Here is a 17,800-nt window from a genome sequence, read left to right on the forward strand (position 1 = left end):
TCCCGGAAGCGGCGCCGGCCGCGCGGTGTCGGCACGGCGTTCTCCCCGGCCGCCGCGCTGACCAGGTGCTGCACGGTGTCCAGGTCCAGCTCCGAGCCGTCGGGCACGGCCAGGGCCTCGTGGGCCATCGCCGGCAGCTCGCCCTCACCGGGGCCGAGGGACAGCACCGTCGCCCCGGCGCGCCGGGCGTCGGACACCCGTTCGAGGAGGGGTGAGGCGGGGCCCTCGGGAGACACCACCAGCAGCGTCTCGCCCCGCCGGGCCGCCTCCAGTCGCCCGAGGCCGACCGCCAGGTGCGCCGGATCCGAGGGGCGCGCGTCATGACGTACCAGCGTCGGGGCCAGCTCCGGCGTGCCCGACCACGCCGCCTCGTCCACCAGGTGCGCCGCCAGGTGCCACGGCTCGTACTCCGGCGTGCCGACGAGCAGCAGTCCGCCGCCGTGCGACACCACCGACCCCCGCAGCGCACCGGCGAACCGCCGCGTGGCGCCCAGCCACTCCGTCCCGGCGAGCACTTCCCGCAACAGCGCGACCCGTACGGCATCCATACGACCGCATCCTGCCCCAACCGGTCAGTCGTGACGCGGAATTCACCACGAGTTCGCCCGGCTCGGGCAGAGGGACCGGTCATCCGTACCGTCGTCGAACACCCGGAGGAACCCGCCGATGACCGAGACCAGTGTCCCCTTCCGCGCCGGCCGGGAGGGGTACGCCAGCTTCCGCATCCCCGCCGTCGTCGCCACCGCCGACGGCACCCTGCTGGCCTTCTGCGAGGGCCGGGTCGGCTCCCGGGACGACTTCGGGAACATCGACATCGTCCTGAAGCGCTCCACGGACGGCGGCCGCACCTGGAGCCCGCTCCTGGTCGCCGCCAAGAACGGCGACGCCCTCGCCGGCAACCCGGCCCCCGTCGTCCTCGACACCGGTCGCGTCCTCCTCGTGCACGTACGCAACGCCGCGCTCGCCACCGAGGACGCCATCCGGCGCGGCAAGGTGAGCGCGGCCGACGGACGCCGCGTCTGGGTGCAGCACAGCGACGACGACGGCCTCACCTGGTCCGCGCCGAGGGAGATCACCCAGCAGACCAAGAAGCCGCACTGGCGCTGGTACGCCACCGGACCCGGCCACGCCCTCCAGCTGGGCACCGGCCGGATCGTCGTCCCCGCCAACCACTCCCTGCCGCCCACCGGCACGGACAACGGCACGGAGGGCAGGTACAACGGCGGCCACTGCCTGCTCAGCGACGACCGGGGCGCGACCTGGCGGATCGGCTACGTCGACGACAACACCGACGGCTACATCAACGTCAACGAGACCACCGCCGCCGAACTCCCCGACGGCCGCGTCTACTTCAACACCCGCAACGACTCCCCGTCACCCGGCACCCGCGCCGACGCCCACTCGATCGACGGCGGCCGGACCCTGGTGAAACCCTTCCGACCCCAGGCGGGCCTGTCCGCACCCGTGTGCCAGGCGAGCGTCCTCCAGCTCCGCGACCCCGACGTGCTGCTCTACTCCGGCCCCGCCGACCCCGGCTTCCGCGCGCTCATGACGATCCGCGCCTCCGCCGACGGCGGCACCACCTGGCGTCCGGCCCACACCGTGGACGGCCTGCCCGCCGCCTACTCCGACCTCGTGCGCGTCGACACGGACACCGTGGGTCTGCTGTACGAGACCGGCGACTTCAGCGCCTACGAGACCATCGCCTTCCGCCGGGTGCCCGTGACGGAGCTGACCTGAGCCGACGGCCGCGGCGGACGTAGAGTCAGGGCCATGACCTCTACCGACAGTGCTGCCACCGACAATGCCCAGAAGGCCCCCGCCAAGGACCCCTGGGACCTGCCCGACGTCTCCGGACTCGTCGTCGGAGTGCTCGGCGGGACCGGGCCGCAGGGCAAGGGTCTCGCCTACCGGCTCGCCAAGGCCGGGCAGAAGGTGATCATCGGGTCGCGGGCGGCCGACCGTGCCCAGGCCGCCGCGGAGGAACTCGGACACGGCGTCGAGGGCGCCGACAACGCCGAGACCGCGCGCCGCAGCGACATCGTGATCGTCGCCGTGCCCTGGGACGGCCACGGCAAGACCCTCGAATCCCTGCGCGAGGAGCTGGCCGGCAAGCTCGTCGTCGACTGCGTCAACCCGCTCGGCTTCGACAAGAAGGGCGCCTACGCGCTCAAGCCGGAGGAGGGCAGCGCCGCCGAGCAGGCCGCCGCCCTGCTGCCGGACTCCCGGGTCACGGCCGCCTTCCACCACCTGTCGGCCGTGCTGCTGCAGGACCCGGAGATCGACGAGATCGACACCGACGTGATGGTGCTCGGCGAGGTCCGCGCCGACGTCGAGATCGTGCAGGCCCTCGCCGGGCGCATCCCCGGCATGCGCGGCATCTTCGCCGGGCGGCTGCGCAACGCTCACCAGGTGGAGTCGCTGGTGGCGAACCTGATCTCCGTCAACCGCCGGTACAAGGCGCACGCGGGGCTTCGCGTCACCGACGTGTGAGCCGCCGAGGCGCATGGGGGACACTGGTCGTCGTAGCAGTGTCCCCCGACAGGAGTCGACCGAAATGCCCCGCCTCGCCCTCTACGCCCTGATTCTCTGCGTCCTCGCCGTGGCCGCGGCCGTCGTCTCCTTCACACGGGGCAGCTGGCTGGGGATCGTCTGGGTGCTGCTGGCGGGCCTGTCGTCCAACATGTGCTGGTACTACGTGAAGCGCGGCAAGCAGGAGAAGTCCGTCACGGGCTGATGCCTCAGGGAGCGGCCGAGCAGAACTCGTTCGAGCCCTGCCAGAAGCGGTACAGCTCCTGCCCGCAGTACGTCTCGAAGTCACTGATCCCGAGCGACTTCAGGAGCGAGTCGACCACGTCGAAGAACACGCCGTTGACCGCGGGCAGCCACAGCAGCGCGAACACGAACAGCAGGCCGAACGGCGCGAACGGCTCCACCTGGCGCCGGATGTTGTACGACAGCCAGGGCTCGACGACGCCGTAGCCGTCCAGGCCCGGCACCGGCAGGGAGTTCAGCAGCGCGGCCGTCACCTGGAGCAGTGCCAGGAAGGCCAGGGCGAACCGGAAGTCGGCCGGCACGCCGTCCAGCGCGTCCAGCCAGAACGGGGCCGTGCACACGACCGCGAACAGCACGTTCGTCAGCGGACCGGCAGCAGAGATCAGACTGTGCTTCCAGCGGCCCTGGATCCGGCCCCGCTCGATGAACACGGCCCCGCCGGGCAGCCCGATCCCGCCCATGATCACGAAGATCACCGGGAGGACGATGCTCAGCAGCGCGTGCGTGTACTTCAGCGGATTCAGCGTGAGGTAGCCCTTCGCGCCGACCGAGATGTCGCCGCTGTGCAGGGCGGTGCGCGCGTGCGCGTACTCGTGCAGACAGAGCGAGACGATCCAGGCCGCCGTCACGAAGAGGAACACGGCGACCCCGGGCTGTTCCGCGAACCCGGTCCAGGTCGCCCACCCCGTGACCGCCGTCACGGCCAGAATCCCGACGAAGACGGGACTGATCCGCCGCTCACTGTGGCGGCTGGTGGCGGTGGTCATGGGACTCCCTGCACTCTCGGACACGCGATGGGGACGCCCGACGGTACCGGGCGCAGGGGGAAAACGTCTCGCGCGGGGCGGTCGGTTCCGGGGAGGGTGGGGGCATGGGGCTGTGGCACGTGTTCTACGCGGACTGGCAGATGGAGTGCTGCGGCACGCCGTTCTCGGTGGGGGACGAGGTGAGCTGGCCGCTGATGCTCGTGGGCTCGGACAGGGTGCTGGGCGGCGGCTGGCATGATCAGCTCACCGAGCTCGTCGGGCCGGTCGAGCACGTGGGCGGCGTCCGGGTCGTGCGGGAGGAGACGGGCCTCACGGTGGCCCTGGCCGCGGACCCCGACTCCGAGGAGGATCTGGGGCCGAGGCCGGGGGACCGGATGAGGTCGGTGGGGCTGCTGTCCGTCGAGCGCCACGGGGCGGTGTGGCCGCACGCTGAGGGGCGGGTGCGGGCGGTGCAGGTGCTGACCCAGGTCTACGCCGAAAGCGCGCCCGGATCGCGCTCGTGGGAGCCGGTGCGCCGGGAGCGCGGGTTGCGGGCGGTGGACCGGTGTCCCAAGTGGTTCACCGAGACCGAGGGGAAGCGGGGTGCCGACGGACGGGGACGGCAGTCGCGTGAACCGGGAGCGGTGGTGACCCTGGACGTGCCGGGCACGGACTCCCGCCTCTCCTACGCCGTCCGCGAGGCCCGGGGCATCCCGCACCAGGACGCGAAGCCCGGCGCGGAGACGGAGGGCCTCTCGGCGGCGGACCTGGCGGCTCTGCTCCAGACGCTGAGCACGGCGGCCGGCCCACGGGGGCGCCGGGGGCGGTCCGGTGGGAGGGGCGGTCGACATGGCGGACATGCCTGACCGCTGCCGGTGCGGCTGCCGCAGCGGTCGGGGACGGGCTGCACTCGCCACGGACCGACGCCCGCCGCCCAACGCTCCGGCATCCGCGGCCCGTTCGGGGCGGGGGAGGGGCGCGGCCGGACGATGTCCTTTGTATGTCGGGGGCTTTCCGTCGTATGTCTGGGGCTTTCCGTCTTGGCCGGGTCGGCTGGGCCGACGGGCCCGGGCCGGGGCGAGCCGAGGCTCTCTGCCCGCCGCTTGCCGGGTTGCGGCCCTGGCCGGGTGCGTCGAGGGCCGGGTTCCGTGTCGGAAGTCGGCCGTGGGCCGGCGTACTGCCGGTGGCCCGGGGACTGTCGGCTCCGGCCGGTCCGTGCCCGTCGTGGCCGAGCCGGGTCCGAGAGGTCGGGGGTTCGTGACAGGCTGAGGCTCTCTGTCCGTCGCCCCCCGTCCGTGCTTGCCGGGTCCGGCCCTGGCCGGGTGGCCGGGGCCGTGGCAGCTGTTGGTCGGCGTGCTGCAGATGGCTGGGGTCGGGCCCGCGGCCGGCGGTCCCGGCCCGCCGCGCCGTAGAACCGTCGTGACCGCCCTCGTACCACCGGAGACAATGGATCCCGTGCGTTATCGCATCCTCGGCACCACGCAGGCGCTCCGCACCGACGGCACGGTCGTCCCGGTGGGCGGGGCGCGGCTGCGTGCGCTGCTGACCGTGCTGGCCCTGCGGGCCGGCCGTACCGTGCCCGTGGGGCTGCTGGTGGACGAAGTGTGGGGCGGTGATCCGCCCGCCGACGCCCCGGGGGCGCTCCAGGCACTGGTCGGGCGGCTGCGGCGGGCGCTCGGGGCGGACGCGGTCGCCTCCGACGAGGGCGGGTACCGGCTCACGGCCGCGCCCGACGACGTCGACCTGCACCGGTTCGAACGGCTGGCCGATGAGGGGCTGCGGGCCCTGGCCGACGGCGATCCCGCCAAGGCGGTCATGGTCCTGGACGACGCCCTCGCCCTGTGGCGCGGCCCGGCCCTGGTCGACCTGCCCGACCGCGCCGCCGAGGCGGCCCGCCGGGACACCCGCCGCCTGGACGCGCTGCGCGCCCGCCACAGCGCCGCCCTCGCCCTCGGCCAGGCCGAGCAGTCCCTGCCCGAGCTGACCGCCCTGTGTGACAGCCACCCCCTGGACGAGCCCCTCCAGACCCTGCGCCTGCGCGCCCTGCGCGACGCCGGCCGCACCGCGGAGGCGCTGGACGCGTACGAGGACGTGCGGCGGCTGCTCGCCGACCGGCTCGGGGTGGATCCGGGACCGGAACTGCGGACCCTGCACGCCGAGTTGCTGAAGCTGGGCGACGACAGCACCGCGCCCGGGCCCGCCGCGGACGCCCCGGCCGCGGGCAACCTGCGCGCCCGCCTCACCTCCTTCATCGGCCGCGAGTCCGACATCGAGACCATCTGGGACGATCTCACCGCCGCCCGCCTCGTCACGCTGCTCGGACCGGGCGGGGCGGGCAAGACCCGGCTGTCCCAGGAGGCCGCCGAGGCCGTACGGCACGCCATGCCCGGCGGCGTCTGGCTGGCCGAACTCGCCCCGGTCGACGACCCCGCCGCCGTGCCGGAGGCCGTGCTCACCGCCGTCGGCGCCCGCGAGACCGTGCTGTACGGCGCCGGCGCCGAAGGCATCCGGGCCGCCGTCGCCGACCGGCTCGACGATCCCGTCGAGCGGCTCGCCGAGCACTGCTCCCGACCCGGCATGCTGCTGATCCTCGACAACTGCGAGCACGTCGCCGACGCCGCCGCCCGGCTCACCGGGGAACTGCTGGAGCGCTGCCCCGGCCTGACCGTCCTCGCCACCAGTCGCGAACCCCTCGGCGTGCCGGGCGAGTTGCTGCGGCCCGTGGAGCCGCTGCCCGAGCCGGTCGCGCTGCGGCTGCTCGCCGACCGGGGCGCGGCGGCCCGGCCCGGCTTCCGGATCGAGGACGACCCCGCGGCGTGCGCGGAGATCTGCCGGCGCCTCGACGGGCTGCCGCTCGCCATCGAACTGGCCGCCGCCCGGCTGCGGATGCTGACACCGCGCCAGATCGCCGACCGGCTCGACGACCGCTTCCGTCTCCTCACCTCCGGCAGCCGCACCGTCCTGCCCCGCCAGCAGACCCTCAGAGCCGTCGTCGACTGGTCCTGGGACCTGCTCGACGAGGACGAACGGGACGTCCTGCGGCGGCTGTCGGTGTTCGCGGGCGGCTGCGACCTGCCCGCCGCCGAGGCGGTGTGCGGACCGGTCGCCCTGGAGGCGCTCGGCTCGCTCGTCGACCGCTCCCTGGTCGTCGCCACACCGCCCGGCGAGCCGGCGGACGGCGAGATGCGGTACCGGCTGCTGGAGACGGTCGCCGAATACGCCGCCGAGCGACTGGAGGAGTCCGGGCAGCGCGCCGCAGCCGAGCGCGCCCACCTGACGTACTTCCGCGAACTCGCCCGCACCACCGACCCGTTGCTGCGCGGCCCGGACCAGCTCGCCGCGATCCGCCGGCTGGAGCGGGAGTACGAGAACCTGCGCACCGCCCTGCGGCACGCCGTCACCCTGCGCGACGAGCAGGAGGCGCTGTGCCTGACGCTGTCCCTCGTCTGGTACTGGCAGATGCGCGACCTGCGCATCGAGGCCCGCAACTGGTGCCGCGAGGTCATGGCCCTCGGCCCGGACCCCTTCACCGAGCCCGTCCGCCGCGCGGCCCCGGTGTGGCAGCGCTGCACCGACACCCCGCCCCCGATGAGCGGCGAGATCCTGTGGGAGGCCCGGCGCGGTGTCCACCTGGCCCATCTCGCGTGCATGGACACCGAACTGGAGGCCTGGCAGAACCCGCGCTCCCAGCAGAAGCTGCGGACCATCTCCCTGACCTACGAGCCCGGCCTGCCGCAGAACTGCCGGCTCCCCGGCCTGCTCTGGTTCTTCGCCGTGATGCTGACCGGCGACATGGGGCGGCTGCGCGTCATCATCGACGCGTCCATCCGCACCTGCCGGGAGACCCCCGGCTTCGACTGGGAGCTGGCCTCCGGCCTGCAGATGCGGGCCAACTTCCTCGCCAACCGCACCGACTGGGCGGGCGACGCCGCCCGGGACGCGGACGAGTCGCTGGAGATCTACCAGCGTCTCGGTGACGCCTGGGGCACCGCCGAGGCCCTCTCCGCCCGCGCCGAGGCCCATGAACGCAAGGGTGAATACCCCCTGGCCGCCGCCGACTACGAGGCGGCCATCGCGCACGCCGAACAGATCGGCGCCCGAGCCCAGGCGGCCGTCCTCGCCGCCCGGCTGGGCAGCGCGCTGCTGGAGGCGGGCGAGGGCGAGCGCGGCGAGCGGCTGCTGCGTGAGGTGATCGCACAGCGCGAGGACACGCACAGCGAGGCCATGCCCGCCGCCCGGCTCTTCCTCGCCGGCTGGCTCGGCATGACGGGCCGTGTCCCCGAGGCGCGCGAGCAACTGCGGCGGCTGCGCCAGGACTTCCGTATCGCCCACTTCATCATCTTCGACGCGTACATCCTGGGCACGGAGGCGTGGCTGGACGCCATGGAGGGACGGTACGAGGAGTGCCTGGACCGGATCCGCAAGGCGCTGGAGCGGGCCGCCGACCCGCTGTCCGAGGCCATCGCACCCCATATGCGCTCGGGCTACCTGATCATCGGCGCCTCGGCCCTGGCAGCCCTCGACGGCGGGCGGCGCGCCGTGGACGCGGCCCGCTGCCTGGGCGCCTTCGACGCCCTGCTGCCCTCCGGCCACATCGCCCAGCGGCAGGAGCGCGAGACCCGGGAGCGGACGGAACGGCAGGTCCGTGCGCTGCTCGGCGACCAGGCGTACGAGGCCGCGTACGCGCAGGGCGGTGGCCTCTCCCTGGAGGAGGCCACCGCCCTGCTCTGACGCGGATGGGACTCCCTCCGGTCAGCTCTTCGTGCGGAACTTGTGGATCGCGACCGGCGCCATCACCGCGGTGATCGCCACCGACCAGCCGAGCGTCACCCACAGGTCGTGCGCGACCGGCCCGCCCACCATCAGACCGCGCGCGGCGTCCGCCAGCGTCGACAGCGGGTTGTAGTCGGTGAACGCCTGCAGCCAGCCCGGCATCGACGTCGTCGGCGCGAAGATCGACGAGCCGAACTGGAGCGGGAACAGCACCAGGAAGCCCATCGCCTGCACGGATTGCGCGTTCTTCAGGATCACGCCCAGGGTGAGGAACACCCACATGATCGACGAGGCGAACGCCGTGGACAGCGCCACGGTCGCGAGCAGCCCCGGCCAGCTGCTGATCTCGAAGCCGACCGCGACGGCCACGATCATCAGCACCGCGGTCGCGAACAGCATCCGCAGCAGCTCCACCGAGATCTTCGCGAACAGCACCGAACCCCGCCCGATCGGCAGGGACCGGAAACGGTCCATGACACCGGAGTTGAAGTCCTGGCTGAAGCCGGTGCCGACGCCCTGGGACAGCGTCATGCTCATCATCGCGATCATGCCGGGGATCACGTACTGCACATAGCGGTCCTGCCCGCCGCCCAGGGCCTGCCCGATCGAGCCGCCGAAGACGAACACGAACAGCAAGGTGAAGATGACCGGCATCAGCAGGGCGTCGGCCATCGACTCCGGGTCCTTGCGGATCCACAGCAGGTTGCGGCGGATCAGGGCACCGGTGTGGCGCAGGTGGCCGCGCAGCGAGATACGGGCGTCCGCCTCGGCGTCGTGGACGGTGACGGCGCTCATACGGCGGCCTCCTGAAGGTCTTCGGCGGGCATGGCGTCCTGCGGGGCACTGGCGCGGTGGCCGGTGAGGGACAGGAACACCTCGTCCAGGCTGGGCAGTTCGGTGGTGAGGGAGGAGAGGGTGATGCCGCGCGCGGTGACCGCGCCGACCACGGCGGTCAGCTGCTCGTCGCTGAGGATCGGCACGAGGACGTCACCGCGTTCGGTGTCCACGGTCGTGGTGGCCAGCCCGGTGATCCCCAGCTCGTCCAGCGCGCCGGCGAGAGGCCGCAGCTGCGCCGGATCGGCCGGGCGGATCCGCAGCGCCCGGCCGCCGACCTTCGCCTTCAGCTCCTCGATGGCACCTCCTGCGATGATCCGGCCGCGGTCGACGACCGTCAGCTCGGAGGCGAGCTGCTCGGCCTCCTCCATGTACTGGGTGGTGAGCAGCACGGTGACCCCGTCGCCGACCATGCGCTTCACCTCGTCCCACACCTCGTTGCGGGTGCGCGGGTCGAGCCCGGTGGTCGGCTCGTCCAGGAAGAGCACGGCCGGCCGTCCGATCATGGACGCGGCCAGGTCCAGCCGCCGCCGCATGCCCCCGGAGTACGTCGCCGCCGCCCGCTTGGCGGCCTCGGTCAGCGAGAAGCGCTCCAGCAGCTCGTCGGCCCGGCGGCGGGCGTCCTTGCGGGGCAGGTCGAGCAGCCGCCCGATCATGTACAGGTTCTCCCAGCCGGAGAGCTTCTCGTCCACGGAGGCGTACTGCCCCGTGAGCCCGATCACCCGCCGCAGCTGCCGGGGCTGCCGTACGACGTCGTAGCCGGCGACGGTGGCCCGGCCCGAGTCGGGAGCGAGCAGGGTGGACAGGATCCGGACCAGGGTCGTCTTCCCGGCCCCGTTCGGCCCGAGGACACCCATGACGGTGCCCTCCCGCACATCCAGGTCGACCCCGTCCAGTGCCTTGGTCTCGCCGTAGTGCTTCACCAGCCCCCGCACGGTCACAGCGGCGCCGCCGGTGTTCTTGTCGATTCGCGTCATGCCCCTGACGATGTCAGCCCCCACCGACAAACCGCCGACAGGGGCCCCGGGGTCACCGACAGAACGCGGCAGCCCGCCGACGGGGGAAGATCGGCGGGCTGCCTGTGGTACCGCAGTGGCTCTGGCGGTGGTCTAGTGGACGGAGTGCTCCTCCTGCGGGAACGTTCCGCCGACGACCTCCTCGGCGAACGCCTTCACCGCGTTCCCCATGACCTCACGCAGGTTCGCGTACTGCTTCACGAACTTCGGCATCCGCCCGCCGGTCAGGCCCAGCATGTCGGTCCACACCAGGACCTGCGCGTCGGTCTCCGGGCCCGCCCCGATCCCGACGGTCGGGATGTGCAGCACCCGCGTCACCTCGGCCGCCAGCTCCGCCGGAACCAGCTCCAGCACCACGGCGAACGCGCCCGCGTCCTGCACGGCCTTGGCGTCCCGCAGCAGCTGCTGGGCCGCCTCCTCGCCCCGCCCCTGCACGCGGTAGCCCATCGCGTTGACGGACTGCGGGGTCAGGCCGATGTGCGCCATGACCGGGATGCCGGACTCGACGAGCAGCCGGATCTGCTCGTGCGACCGCTCGCCCCCCTCCAGCTTCACGGCCTGCACGCCCGCCTCCTTCACCAGCCGGGTCGCCGAGCGCAGCGCCTGCACCGGGCCCTCCTGGTAGGAGCCGAAGGGCAGGTCGCCGACGATCAGGGCGCGCGAGGTGCCCCGTACGACCGCCGCCGACAGCATGGTCATCTCGTCGAGGGTGACGGGCACGGTCGTCTCGTACCCGAGGTGGCAGTTGCCCGCCGAGTCGCCGACGAGCATGACCGGGATGCCGGCCTCGTCGAAGACGGACGCGGTCATCGCGTCGTAGGCGGTGAGCATGGGCCACTTCTCGCCGCGCTCCTTGGCGGCGGCGATGTCCCGCACGGTGATGCGGCGGGTGCCCTTGCCCCCGTACAGCGTCTTGCCGCCGTCGGAGGACTTCGGCTGAGCAGTCTGGGCAGCCGGAAGCTGCGTCATTGCACGGCTCCTAACACGTCATCTCGAGGCGCCCTGACGGCGTCCCCGGACCACGTCCATGGTGGCACCTCGTGCCGGCAAGGGCTAGGGGAGCCCCTGTGAGTTCCGCCCCCACGCCCTGAAGCACAGTGGCCGTAAGAGCTCGGTAAAAGTATTCCAATACGAGACGGTCTCGTATCGAAATGGTCCTACGCTCGGCGGCATGACTACTCCTGCCGACCGTGCCGCCCCCACCGGCCCCCGCCTACCGGAAGCGGTGCACCGGCGCCGCTGGGCGATCCTCGGCGTGCTGATGCTCAGCCTGCTGATCGTCGTCCTCGACAACTCGATCCTGAACGTCGCCATCAAGACGATCTCCACCCCCGCCCCGACCGGCCTCGGGGCCACGCAGAGCGAGCTGGAGTGGGCGATCAACGCCTACACCCTCGTCTTCGCGGGCCTGCTGTTCAGCGCCGGTCTGCTCGGTGACCGGTTGGGCCGCAAGAAGGTGCTGCTCGGCGGGCTCGCGGTGTTCGGCGTCGGCTCCGCGCTCGCCGCGTTCTCCGGCTCCCCGGGCGAGCTGATCGCCTTCCGTGCCGTGATGGGCCTGGGCGCCGCGTTCGTCATGCCGGCCACCCTCGCCGTCCTCATGCACGTCTTCGAGCGCGAGGAGCAGCCGAAGGCCATCGGCATCTGGGCGGGCGGCGTCGGCCTCGCCATCGCCATCGGTCCGATCACCGGCGGCGTGCTCCTGGACCACTTCTGGTGGGGCTCGGTCTTCCTCGTCAACGTGCCGATCGTGCTGCTCGCGCTCGCACTGATGCTGTGGTTGGTGCCCGATTCCCGGGACCCGAACCCCGGCCGCCTCGACCCCGTCGGTGTCGTCCTGTCCGTCGTCGGCCTCGTGCTGCTCGTCTACGGCATCATCAAGGGCGGCCAGCTCGCCGACTTCACCGACGCCACCGTGCTGTCGACGATCGGCGCGGGGCTCGCGGTCCTCGTCGCCTTCGTGGTGTTCGAGAAGCGCAGCGACCACCCGTCCATCGACGTCACGTACTTCAAGAACAAGGTCTTCTCGGCCGCCATCGCCGCCATCGCGCTGGTCTTCTTCGCGCTGATGGGCGTGACCTTCTTCTCGGTCTTCTACACGCAGAGCGTGCGCGGCTACTCGCCGCTGCAGACCGGTCTGCTGATGCTGCCGCTGGCCGCCGCCCAGATGATCTTCGCGCCGCGTGCCCGGCTGTTGGTCGACCGCTTCGGCAACCGGGCCACCACGACCGCCGGACTGCTGGTCATCGCCGCGATGCTGGCCGCCTTCGCCACGCTGGAGGCCGACACCCCCATCTGGATCCTGGAAGTGATCTTCTTCCTGATGGGCGCCGGCATGGCGCACATCATGACGCCGGTCAGCGTCGTCATCATGCAGGCCCTGCCCCGCGAGAAGGCCGGCTCGGCCTCCGCCCTCAGCAACACCTTCCGGCAGGTCGGCGGCGCGCTCGGCATCGCCATCCTCGGCTCGGTGCTGTCCACGGCGTACCGCACGGGCATCGAGGACAAGCTCGGTCAACTGCCGCCGGCCGCCCGGCACACCGCGGGGGAGTCCATCGAGGCCACGCTCGGCGTCGCCGCGAAGCTGGGCCCGCAGGGCAAGGCCCTGGTCACCCCGGCCTACGACGCGTTCCTGCACGCGATGCACATCACCGCCCTGTGGGGAGCGGGCGTCGCACTGATCGGCGCGGCCGTCGTGGCGCTGTTCCTGCCCGGCAGGCCGCCGGCGCCCCAGGAGGGGGAACAGGAGAAGGAGTTGTCGGACGCGCGGTCGTAGAACTACGCGAGAATTCATCCCCGACCCGCTCGAGAGAGGACGGAGCGACGTGAGCCTCGCCGCAAGGCAACCCCGGCACGACGGCCCTGCGAGGGGCCGCCCCAGAAGCGAGGCCGTCGAGCGCGCCATCATCGAGGGCCTGATGAGGCTCCTGGAGGAGGGCGTGCCCCTCGCGGAACTGTCCATCGAGCGCGTCGCCCGGACCGCAGGCGTCGGCAAGGCCACCATCTACCGGCGCTGGAGCGGCAAGGAGGAACTCTTCGTCGACGTCCTGCGCGCGGTCGAACCCCCCGAGCCGCCGCTCCCCGGCACCTCCATGCGCGACGACCTCGTGGCCCTGCTGGAACAGGCGCGCCGGCGCGGCCTGGCCAACCGCTCCTCGGCGATCCTGACCAATGTGCACGCCCAGATGAAGAGCAGCCCCAAGATCTGGGCGGCGTACGAGGCCACGGTCCTCGCACCGCGCCGCCGGCTCGGCCTGGAGATCCTGCGCCGGGGGCAGGAGAACGGCGAACTGCGCACGGACGTCGACCTCGAACTGCTGAGCGACATGTTCATCGCGCCCGTGCTCGTGCGCTCCGTCCTGCGCCCGGACGCCGACCTCCCCGACGACCTCGCCGCCCAGGTCGTCGACACACTCCTCGAAGGCCTACGGCCCGTCAGTTCCGCAGCTCACGGGTCCTAGTGTGCGCGTTTCGTCACAGAGGGCGCTTACTGAGGCCCCGGTCGGAACTCGGTGCCCGGGCTCGTACGTCATCGCCCCCGTACGGCCGTCGAGGGACGGCGGGAACGGAACGGATCATCCCCTAGGGTCGTAGACACGGGGCGATGGTGTGCACGGCAGGCAGTGAGGCGACGGTATGGCGCAGCAGGCGTACATGACGGAGACGGACAACGGCGGCTCGGGGCACGAGCCCCGGGGAGACCGGCTTCGGCGCCTGTACGACCGGCTGCTCGGTGGCCGGCTCGGTGACCGGCTCCGCGACCGGCGCATCTGGCGGCGCGGCGTCGTCCTGGCCGTGTGCGCGGTGCTGCTGGCCGTGGTCATGATGCTGCACTCGCGCATCCCGAACACCGTCGGCAACCTGGGCAGCCTCGTCGAGACGTTCCTGCCCTGGCTCGGTCTCCTCATCCCGGTGCTGCTCCTGCTCGCCGTGGTCCGCAAGTCCGCGACCGCGCTGATCGCGGTGCTGCTGCCGGCGTTGGTCTGGCTGAACCTCTTCGGCGGCCAGGTGAGCGACAAGACCGCCACCGGCGGCGACCTCACCGTGGCCACGCACAACGTCAACGCGGACAACCCCGACCCGGCCGGCACCGCCCGTGACGTGGCCGCCTCCGGCGCGGACGTGGTGGCCCTGGAGGAGCTGACGGCGGACGCGGTCCCGACGTACGAGCGGGCACTGGACTCGACGTACCCCTACCACTCGGTGCAGGGCACGGTCGGGGTGTGGAGCAAGTACCCGCTGACCGGAGTGCGGGCCGTCGACATCGACCTGGGCTGGACGCGGGCGATGCGCGCCACCGTGACCGCCCCGGCCGGGCAGGTCGCGGTCTACGTCGCCCACCTGCCCTCGGTGCGCGTGAAGATGGAGGCCGGGTTCACGGCCCGGCAGCGCGACCGGAGCGCCGACTTCCTGGGCGAGGCCATCGCCCACGAACCGCTGAGGAACGTCGTCCTGCTCGGCGACCTGAACGGCACCATGAACGACCGCGCGCTCAACGCCGTCACCTCCCAGATGCGCTCCACGCAGGGCGCCGCCGGCAACGGCTTCGGGTTCAGCTGGCCGGCGTCGTTCCCGATGGCGCGCATCGACCAGATCATGGTCCGGGGTCTGAAGCCGGAGAGCTCATGGACCCTGCCGGAGACGGCCAGTGACCATCTGCCGATCGCGGCCCGTGTGAGTGTCACCACAGGCGGTTGAGGAAAACCGCAGCTCAGGGCCTGTTCGGCAGGAGCCGGCAACCGAGGCTTCACCTCTCGGCGACCTGGCGGAATAGTGGGCCTGCGAGACTTTGTTCCGTACTTGAACATACGAAGTCACGAAGTACGAACCCGTAAGTCTCGAAAGGCTCCCTCATGCCCCTGGCCCTGCTCGCCCTCGCCGTGGGCGCCTTCGGCATCGGTACCACCGAGTTCGTGATGATGGGGCTGCTGCCCGACGTCGCGAACGACCTCAACATCTCGATACCCAGCGCCGGCCACCTGGTGTCGGCGTACGCGCTGGGCGTCGTCATCGGCGCCCCGCTGCTGGCCGCGGTCACCGCCCGGATGTCCCGCCGTACGGTCCTGATCGGGCTGATGGGGCTGTTCGTCGCGGGCAACGCGCTGTCGGCCCTGGCTCCCGACAACGGCTGGCTGCTGGCGGCCCGCTTCCTGAGCGGTCTGCCGCACGGCGCCTTCTTCGGCGTCGGCGCCGTCGTCGCGACGAACATGGTCGGCCCCGAACGCAAGGCGCGCTCGGTCTCCCTGATGTTCCTCGGCCTGACGGTCGCGAACGTCGTGGGCGTGCCCGTCGCGACCCTCATGGGTCAGCAGCTCGGCTGGCGGGCGACCTTCCTCGGCGTCAGCGCCATCGGCCTGGCGGCGATCGCCGCGCTCGCGTTCCTGATCCCGCACGACCACGAGCACGCCACGGCGAAGGGCCTGCGCGGCGAACTGGCCGCCCTGCGCTCCGTCCCGGTCTGGCTGTCGCTCGGCACCACGGTCGCGGGCTTCGGCGCCCTGTTCGCGGCCTACAGCTACATCACGCCCATGCTCACGGACGCCGCCGGGTACGCCGGCGCCAGCGTGACCCTGCTGCTGGCCCTGTTCGGCGTCGGCGCGACCGCCGGCAACCTGCTGGGCGGCCGCCTGGCCGACCACTCCCTGCGGGGCACCCTGTTCGGCGGACTGGGCGCCCTGGTGGCGGTGCTGGCACTGTTCCCGCTGCTGATGCGCACGGAACTCACCGCCGCCGTCGCCGTGATCCTGCTCGGCATGGCGGCCTTCGCCACCGGCTCCCCGCTCCAGCTGATGGTCATGGACAAGGCCGCCTCGGCCCCGTCCCTGGCTTCCTCCGCCAACCAGGCCGCCTTCAACCTGGCCAACGCCGGCGGTGCCTGGATCGGCGGCCTCGCCCTGGCCGCGGGCTTCGGGGTCACCTCCCCGGCCCTGGCCGGCGCGGCCCTGGCCGTGCTCGGCCTCGGCGTGGCGTCGCTGGCGTACGCGGTGGACCGGCGCAGTGTGCCGGCCGGCGGGCGCGAGCGGGTCGTGGCGAGCCATGTCCCGCAGGAGGCGGAAGCGGTACGCCGCTGACGAAAGGCCGGTGCGCCGGCGCTGTGACTCGGGCGGCAGCTCGCGGGTGTGTTCCGCGGGCTGCCGCTCTGTATGCAGGGGGACTGCTTCATGCAGGGGGACTGCTTCGAGATCCACGCCGACCCCTTGGCGAACAACTGGTGGTTGTGGACTGCTTGCAGGTCGGTTGTTTGACCTGCTGTCGTCCTGCCCGCTTACCTCTCATCGGTCAACGTCGGTTTGTCCGGTGGGACCTCAAGGGGAGCACGCTGAGCATGGTGGGCAGACGACGGTTGGGCCGGCAGTTCGACTGGCTGTGGGCGTCATACGCGGTGAGCGCCTATGGGTCCGGGCTGGGGTTCGGGGCGTTGCCGCTGATCGCCGTGCTGGTGCTGCATGCCGGACCCGCTGAGGTGTCCGCGCTCTCCGCGGTGGGGCCCGCGGTGGGGGCGCTGATCGCGGTGCCGCTCGCGCCGTGGGTGGAATTCCGGCGCAAGCGCCCGGTCATGATCATGATGGATCTGGCCCGGTTCGCGGCCATGGCGACGATCCCCGTCGCCTACGCCTTCGGATGGCTCGGTTTCGTCCAACTGCTCGTGGTCTCGGCCGTGGTCGCCGCAGCCAAGATCGCCTTCAACGCGGCCAGTGGCGCCTACCTCAAGGCTCTCGTGCGGCCGGACGACCTTCTCGTCGCCAACGCGCGGTTGGAGTCCACGAACTGGAGCTCCATCGCGGTGGGGCCACCGCTGGGCGGGGCGGCGATCGGCCTGTTCGGGCCGGTCACCACCGTGGTGGCCGACGCGCTCAGCTACCTGCTCTCGGCGCTGGGCATCACCGCGATCCGCGGCCAGGACGAAGCGCCGCGAACAACCGACAAGAGCCCGCTCCGGGCGGGCGCACTGCTCGACGGCTGGCGACACATCATGGGCCACCCCGGTCTGCGGCCGCTCTACCTCAACCAAATGGTCGTCGCCGGGCTGATCATGGCGACCGAGCCGCTGCTGGCCGTGCTGCTGCTTCGCCAGCTCGGGTTCCCACCCTGGCAGTACGGCCTCGCCTTCGCCGCCCCCTGCCTCGGCGGACTCATCGGCTCGCGACTGGCCCGCCATGTCGTAGCCCGCTTCGGCCGGCACCGGGTCTTCCGGACCGTCGGCACCCTGCGCGCCATCTGGCTGATCGGCCTGGCCTTCGTCCGTCCCGGCGTCGTCGGCCTCGTCACCGTGATGGCCATCGAGTTGGCGATCATCATCAACATGAGCCTGTACAACCCGGTACTCGCCACCTACCGGCTCGAACACACCCCCAAGCATCTCGTCGCCCGCACCCTGACGGCCTGGTCGATCGGCCAGCAGGCGTCCATCGCCCTCCTCACCGCCCTCGCCGGGCTGCTCGCCGACCTCACCAGCCCACGCACCGCCCTCACGGTCGCAGGACTGCTCATCCTGACCACCCCGCTCCTGCTTCCCCGACAGGACCAGACGTCGCAGCACGAGCCGGAACCGTCCCGCAGCCACTCATGAGACACCGCAACTCACCACTGCAGCCCGCAGCCACTCGGCAACCGAGAGGACGCGGCCGGTCGGTCTCTCACTTCGGCGCGCGGGGAACA

The 17,800-nt window shown here is 72.1% G+C and carries 15 protein-coding genes; 10 read left to right on the forward strand and 5 right to left on the reverse strand.

The features are described from left to right. The coding region (locus ABZ192_RS11685) for a hypothetical protein (RefSeq protein ID WP_356924317.1) at positions 1–548 on the reverse strand (548 nt) is incomplete at its 3' end. Positions 549–666: 118 nt separating this feature from the next. On the opposite strand from ABZ192_RS11685, the gene ABZ192_RS11690 reads away from it, so the two are divergent. The 3 genes from ABZ192_RS11690 to ABZ192_RS11700 are packed head-to-tail and all read left to right on the forward strand — an operon-like array spanning position 667 to position 2,737. Further along, positions 667–1,740 carry a sialidase family protein gene (locus tag ABZ192_RS11690; RefSeq protein ID WP_356924318.1) on the forward strand — a complete coding sequence of 358 codons (1,074 nt, stop codon included), beginning with the start codon at positions 667–669 and terminating at the stop codon, positions 1,738–1,740. 33 nt (positions 1,741–1,773) lie between these two features. Further along, positions 1,774–2,493 (forward strand): NADPH-dependent F420 reductase, encoded by a 720-nt coding sequence (gene npdG / locus ABZ192_RS11695; RefSeq protein ID WP_020269687.1) that lies wholly within the window; start codon positions 1,774–1,776, stop codon positions 2,491–2,493. 13 nt (positions 2,494–2,506) lie between these two features. Beyond that, a complete protein-coding gene (locus ABZ192_RS11700; protein WP_356924319.1) occupies positions 2,507–2,737 on the forward strand; it encodes a hypothetical protein in 231 nt (76 codons plus the stop codon). Between the two features lie 4 nt (positions 2,738–2,741). On the opposite strand, the gene ABZ192_RS11705 is transcribed toward ABZ192_RS11700, so the two are convergent. Further along, entirely contained in the window at positions 2,742–3,542 is an 801-nt protein-coding gene (locus ABZ192_RS11705) for a site-2 protease family protein (RefSeq protein WP_356924320.1), read from the reverse strand. A 104-nt stretch (positions 3,543–3,646) separates the two neighbouring features. On the opposite strand from ABZ192_RS11705, the gene ABZ192_RS11710 reads away from it, so the two are divergent. Beyond that, positions 3,647–4,387, forward strand: a complete 741-nt coding sequence (locus ABZ192_RS11710; protein ID WP_356924321.1) for a DUF6578 domain-containing protein — start codon at positions 3,647–3,649, stop codon at positions 4,385–4,387. Between the two features lie 580 nt (positions 4,388–4,967). Beyond that, positions 4,968–8,252 (forward strand): BTAD domain-containing putative transcriptional regulator, encoded by a 3,285-nt coding sequence (locus ABZ192_RS11715; protein WP_356924322.1) that lies wholly within the window; start codon positions 4,968–4,970, stop codon positions 8,250–8,252. A gap of 21 nt (positions 8,253–8,273) precedes the next feature. On the opposite strand, the gene ABZ192_RS11720 is transcribed toward ABZ192_RS11715, so the two are convergent. The 3 genes from ABZ192_RS11720 to panB all read right to left on the reverse strand — a co-directional run bounded on the left by ABZ192_RS11720 (position 8,274) and on the right by panB (position 11,113). After that, positions 8,274–9,089, reverse strand: coding sequence for an ABC transporter permease (locus ABZ192_RS11720; RefSeq protein ID WP_356924323.1), 816 nt, complete (start codon positions 9,087–9,089; stop codon positions 8,274–8,276). After that, complete coding sequence (locus tag ABZ192_RS11725; RefSeq protein WP_356924324.1) at positions 9,086–10,105, reverse strand: ATP-binding cassette domain-containing protein; 1,020 nt, start codon at positions 10,103–10,105, stop codon at positions 9,086–9,088. Before ABZ192_RS11725 ends, ABZ192_RS11720 begins: the two co-directional genes overlap by 4 nt. A 132-nt stretch (positions 10,106–10,237) precedes the next feature. Next, complete coding sequence (gene panB / locus ABZ192_RS11730) at positions 10,238–11,113, reverse strand: 3-methyl-2-oxobutanoate hydroxymethyltransferase (protein ID WP_356924325.1); 876 nt, start codon at positions 11,111–11,113, stop codon at positions 10,238–10,240. A 202-nt stretch (positions 11,114–11,315) separates the two neighbouring features. On the opposite strand from panB, the gene ABZ192_RS11735 reads away from it, so the two are divergent. The 5 genes from ABZ192_RS11735 to ABZ192_RS11755 all read left to right on the forward strand — a co-directional run bounded on the left by ABZ192_RS11735 (position 11,316) and on the right by ABZ192_RS11755 (position 17,711). Continuing rightward, complete coding sequence (locus ABZ192_RS11735) at positions 11,316–12,917, forward strand: MFS transporter (protein ID WP_356924326.1); 1,602 nt, start codon at positions 11,316–11,318, stop codon at positions 12,915–12,917. 49 nt (positions 12,918–12,966) lie between these two features. After that, positions 12,967–13,602, forward strand: coding sequence for a TetR/AcrR family transcriptional regulator (locus ABZ192_RS11740; protein ID WP_356924327.1), 636 nt, complete (start codon positions 12,967–12,969; stop codon positions 13,600–13,602). Between the two features lie 175 nt (positions 13,603–13,777). Continuing rightward, positions 13,778–14,839, forward strand: a complete 1,062-nt coding sequence (locus ABZ192_RS11745) for an endonuclease/exonuclease/phosphatase family protein (RefSeq protein WP_356924328.1) — start codon at positions 13,778–13,780, stop codon at positions 14,837–14,839. A gap of 155 nt (positions 14,840–14,994) precedes the next feature. Next, complete coding sequence (locus tag ABZ192_RS11750; RefSeq protein WP_356924329.1) at positions 14,995–16,212, forward strand: MFS transporter; 1,218 nt, start codon at positions 14,995–14,997, stop codon at positions 16,210–16,212. Positions 16,213–16,466: 254 nt separating this feature from the next. Further along, positions 16,467–17,711, forward strand: a complete 1,245-nt coding sequence (locus tag ABZ192_RS11755; protein ID WP_356924330.1) for an MFS transporter — start codon at positions 16,467–16,469, stop codon at positions 17,709–17,711. Positions 17,712–17,800: the final 89 nt, after the last annotated feature.

Source organism: Streptomyces sp. NPDC006235 (assembly GCF_040613735.1).
Classification (GTDB): Bacteria; Actinomycetota; Actinomycetes; order Streptomycetales; family Streptomycetaceae; genus Streptomyces.

Bases quoted from the DNA above. Each gene is read 5' to 3' on its own strand.
- ABZ192_RS11710 (WP_356924321.1), top strand. From the start codon at position 3,647: ATGGGGCTGTGGCACGTGTTCTACGCGGACTGGCAGATGGAGTGCTGC.
- ABZ192_RS11725 (WP_356924324.1), bottom strand. From the start codon at position 10,105: ATGACGCGAATCGACAAGAACACCGGCGGCGCCGCTGTGACCGTGCGG.
- ABZ192_RS11755 (WP_356924330.1), top strand. From the start codon at position 16,467: ATGGTGGGCAGACGACGGTTGGGCCGGCAGTTCGACTGGCTGTGGGCG.
- ABZ192_RS11705 (WP_356924320.1), bottom strand. From the start codon at position 3,542: ATGACCACCGCCACCAGCCGCCACAGTGAGCGGCGGATCAGTCCCGTC.
- ABZ192_RS11750 (WP_356924329.1), top strand. From the start codon at position 14,995: ATGCCCCTGGCCCTGCTCGCCCTCGCCGTGGGCGCCTTCGGCATCGGT.
- ABZ192_RS11690 (WP_356924318.1), top strand. From the start codon at position 667: ATGACCGAGACCAGTGTCCCCTTCCGCGCCGGCCGGGAGGGGTACGCC.
- ABZ192_RS11720 (WP_356924323.1), bottom strand. From the start codon at position 9,089: ATGAGCGCCGTCACCGTCCACGACGCCGAGGCGGACGCCCGTATCTCG.
- npdG (WP_020269687.1), top strand. From the start codon at position 1,774: ATGACCTCTACCGACAGTGCTGCCACCGACAATGCCCAGAAGGCCCCC.
- ABZ192_RS11745 (WP_356924328.1), top strand. From the start codon at position 13,778: ATGGCGCAGCAGGCGTACATGACGGAGACGGACAACGGCGGCTCGGGG.
- ABZ192_RS11700 (WP_356924319.1), top strand. From the start codon at position 2,507: ATGGGGGACACTGGTCGTCGTAGCAGTGTCCCCCGACAGGAGTCGACC.
- ABZ192_RS11715 (WP_356924322.1), top strand. From the start codon at position 4,968: ATGGATCCCGTGCGTTATCGCATCCTCGGCACCACGCAGGCGCTCCGC.
- ABZ192_RS11735 (WP_356924326.1), top strand. From the start codon at position 11,316: ATGACTACTCCTGCCGACCGTGCCGCCCCCACCGGCCCCCGCCTACCG.
- panB (WP_356924325.1), bottom strand. From the start codon at position 11,113: ATGACGCAGCTTCCGGCTGCCCAGACTGCTCAGCCGAAGTCCTCCGAC.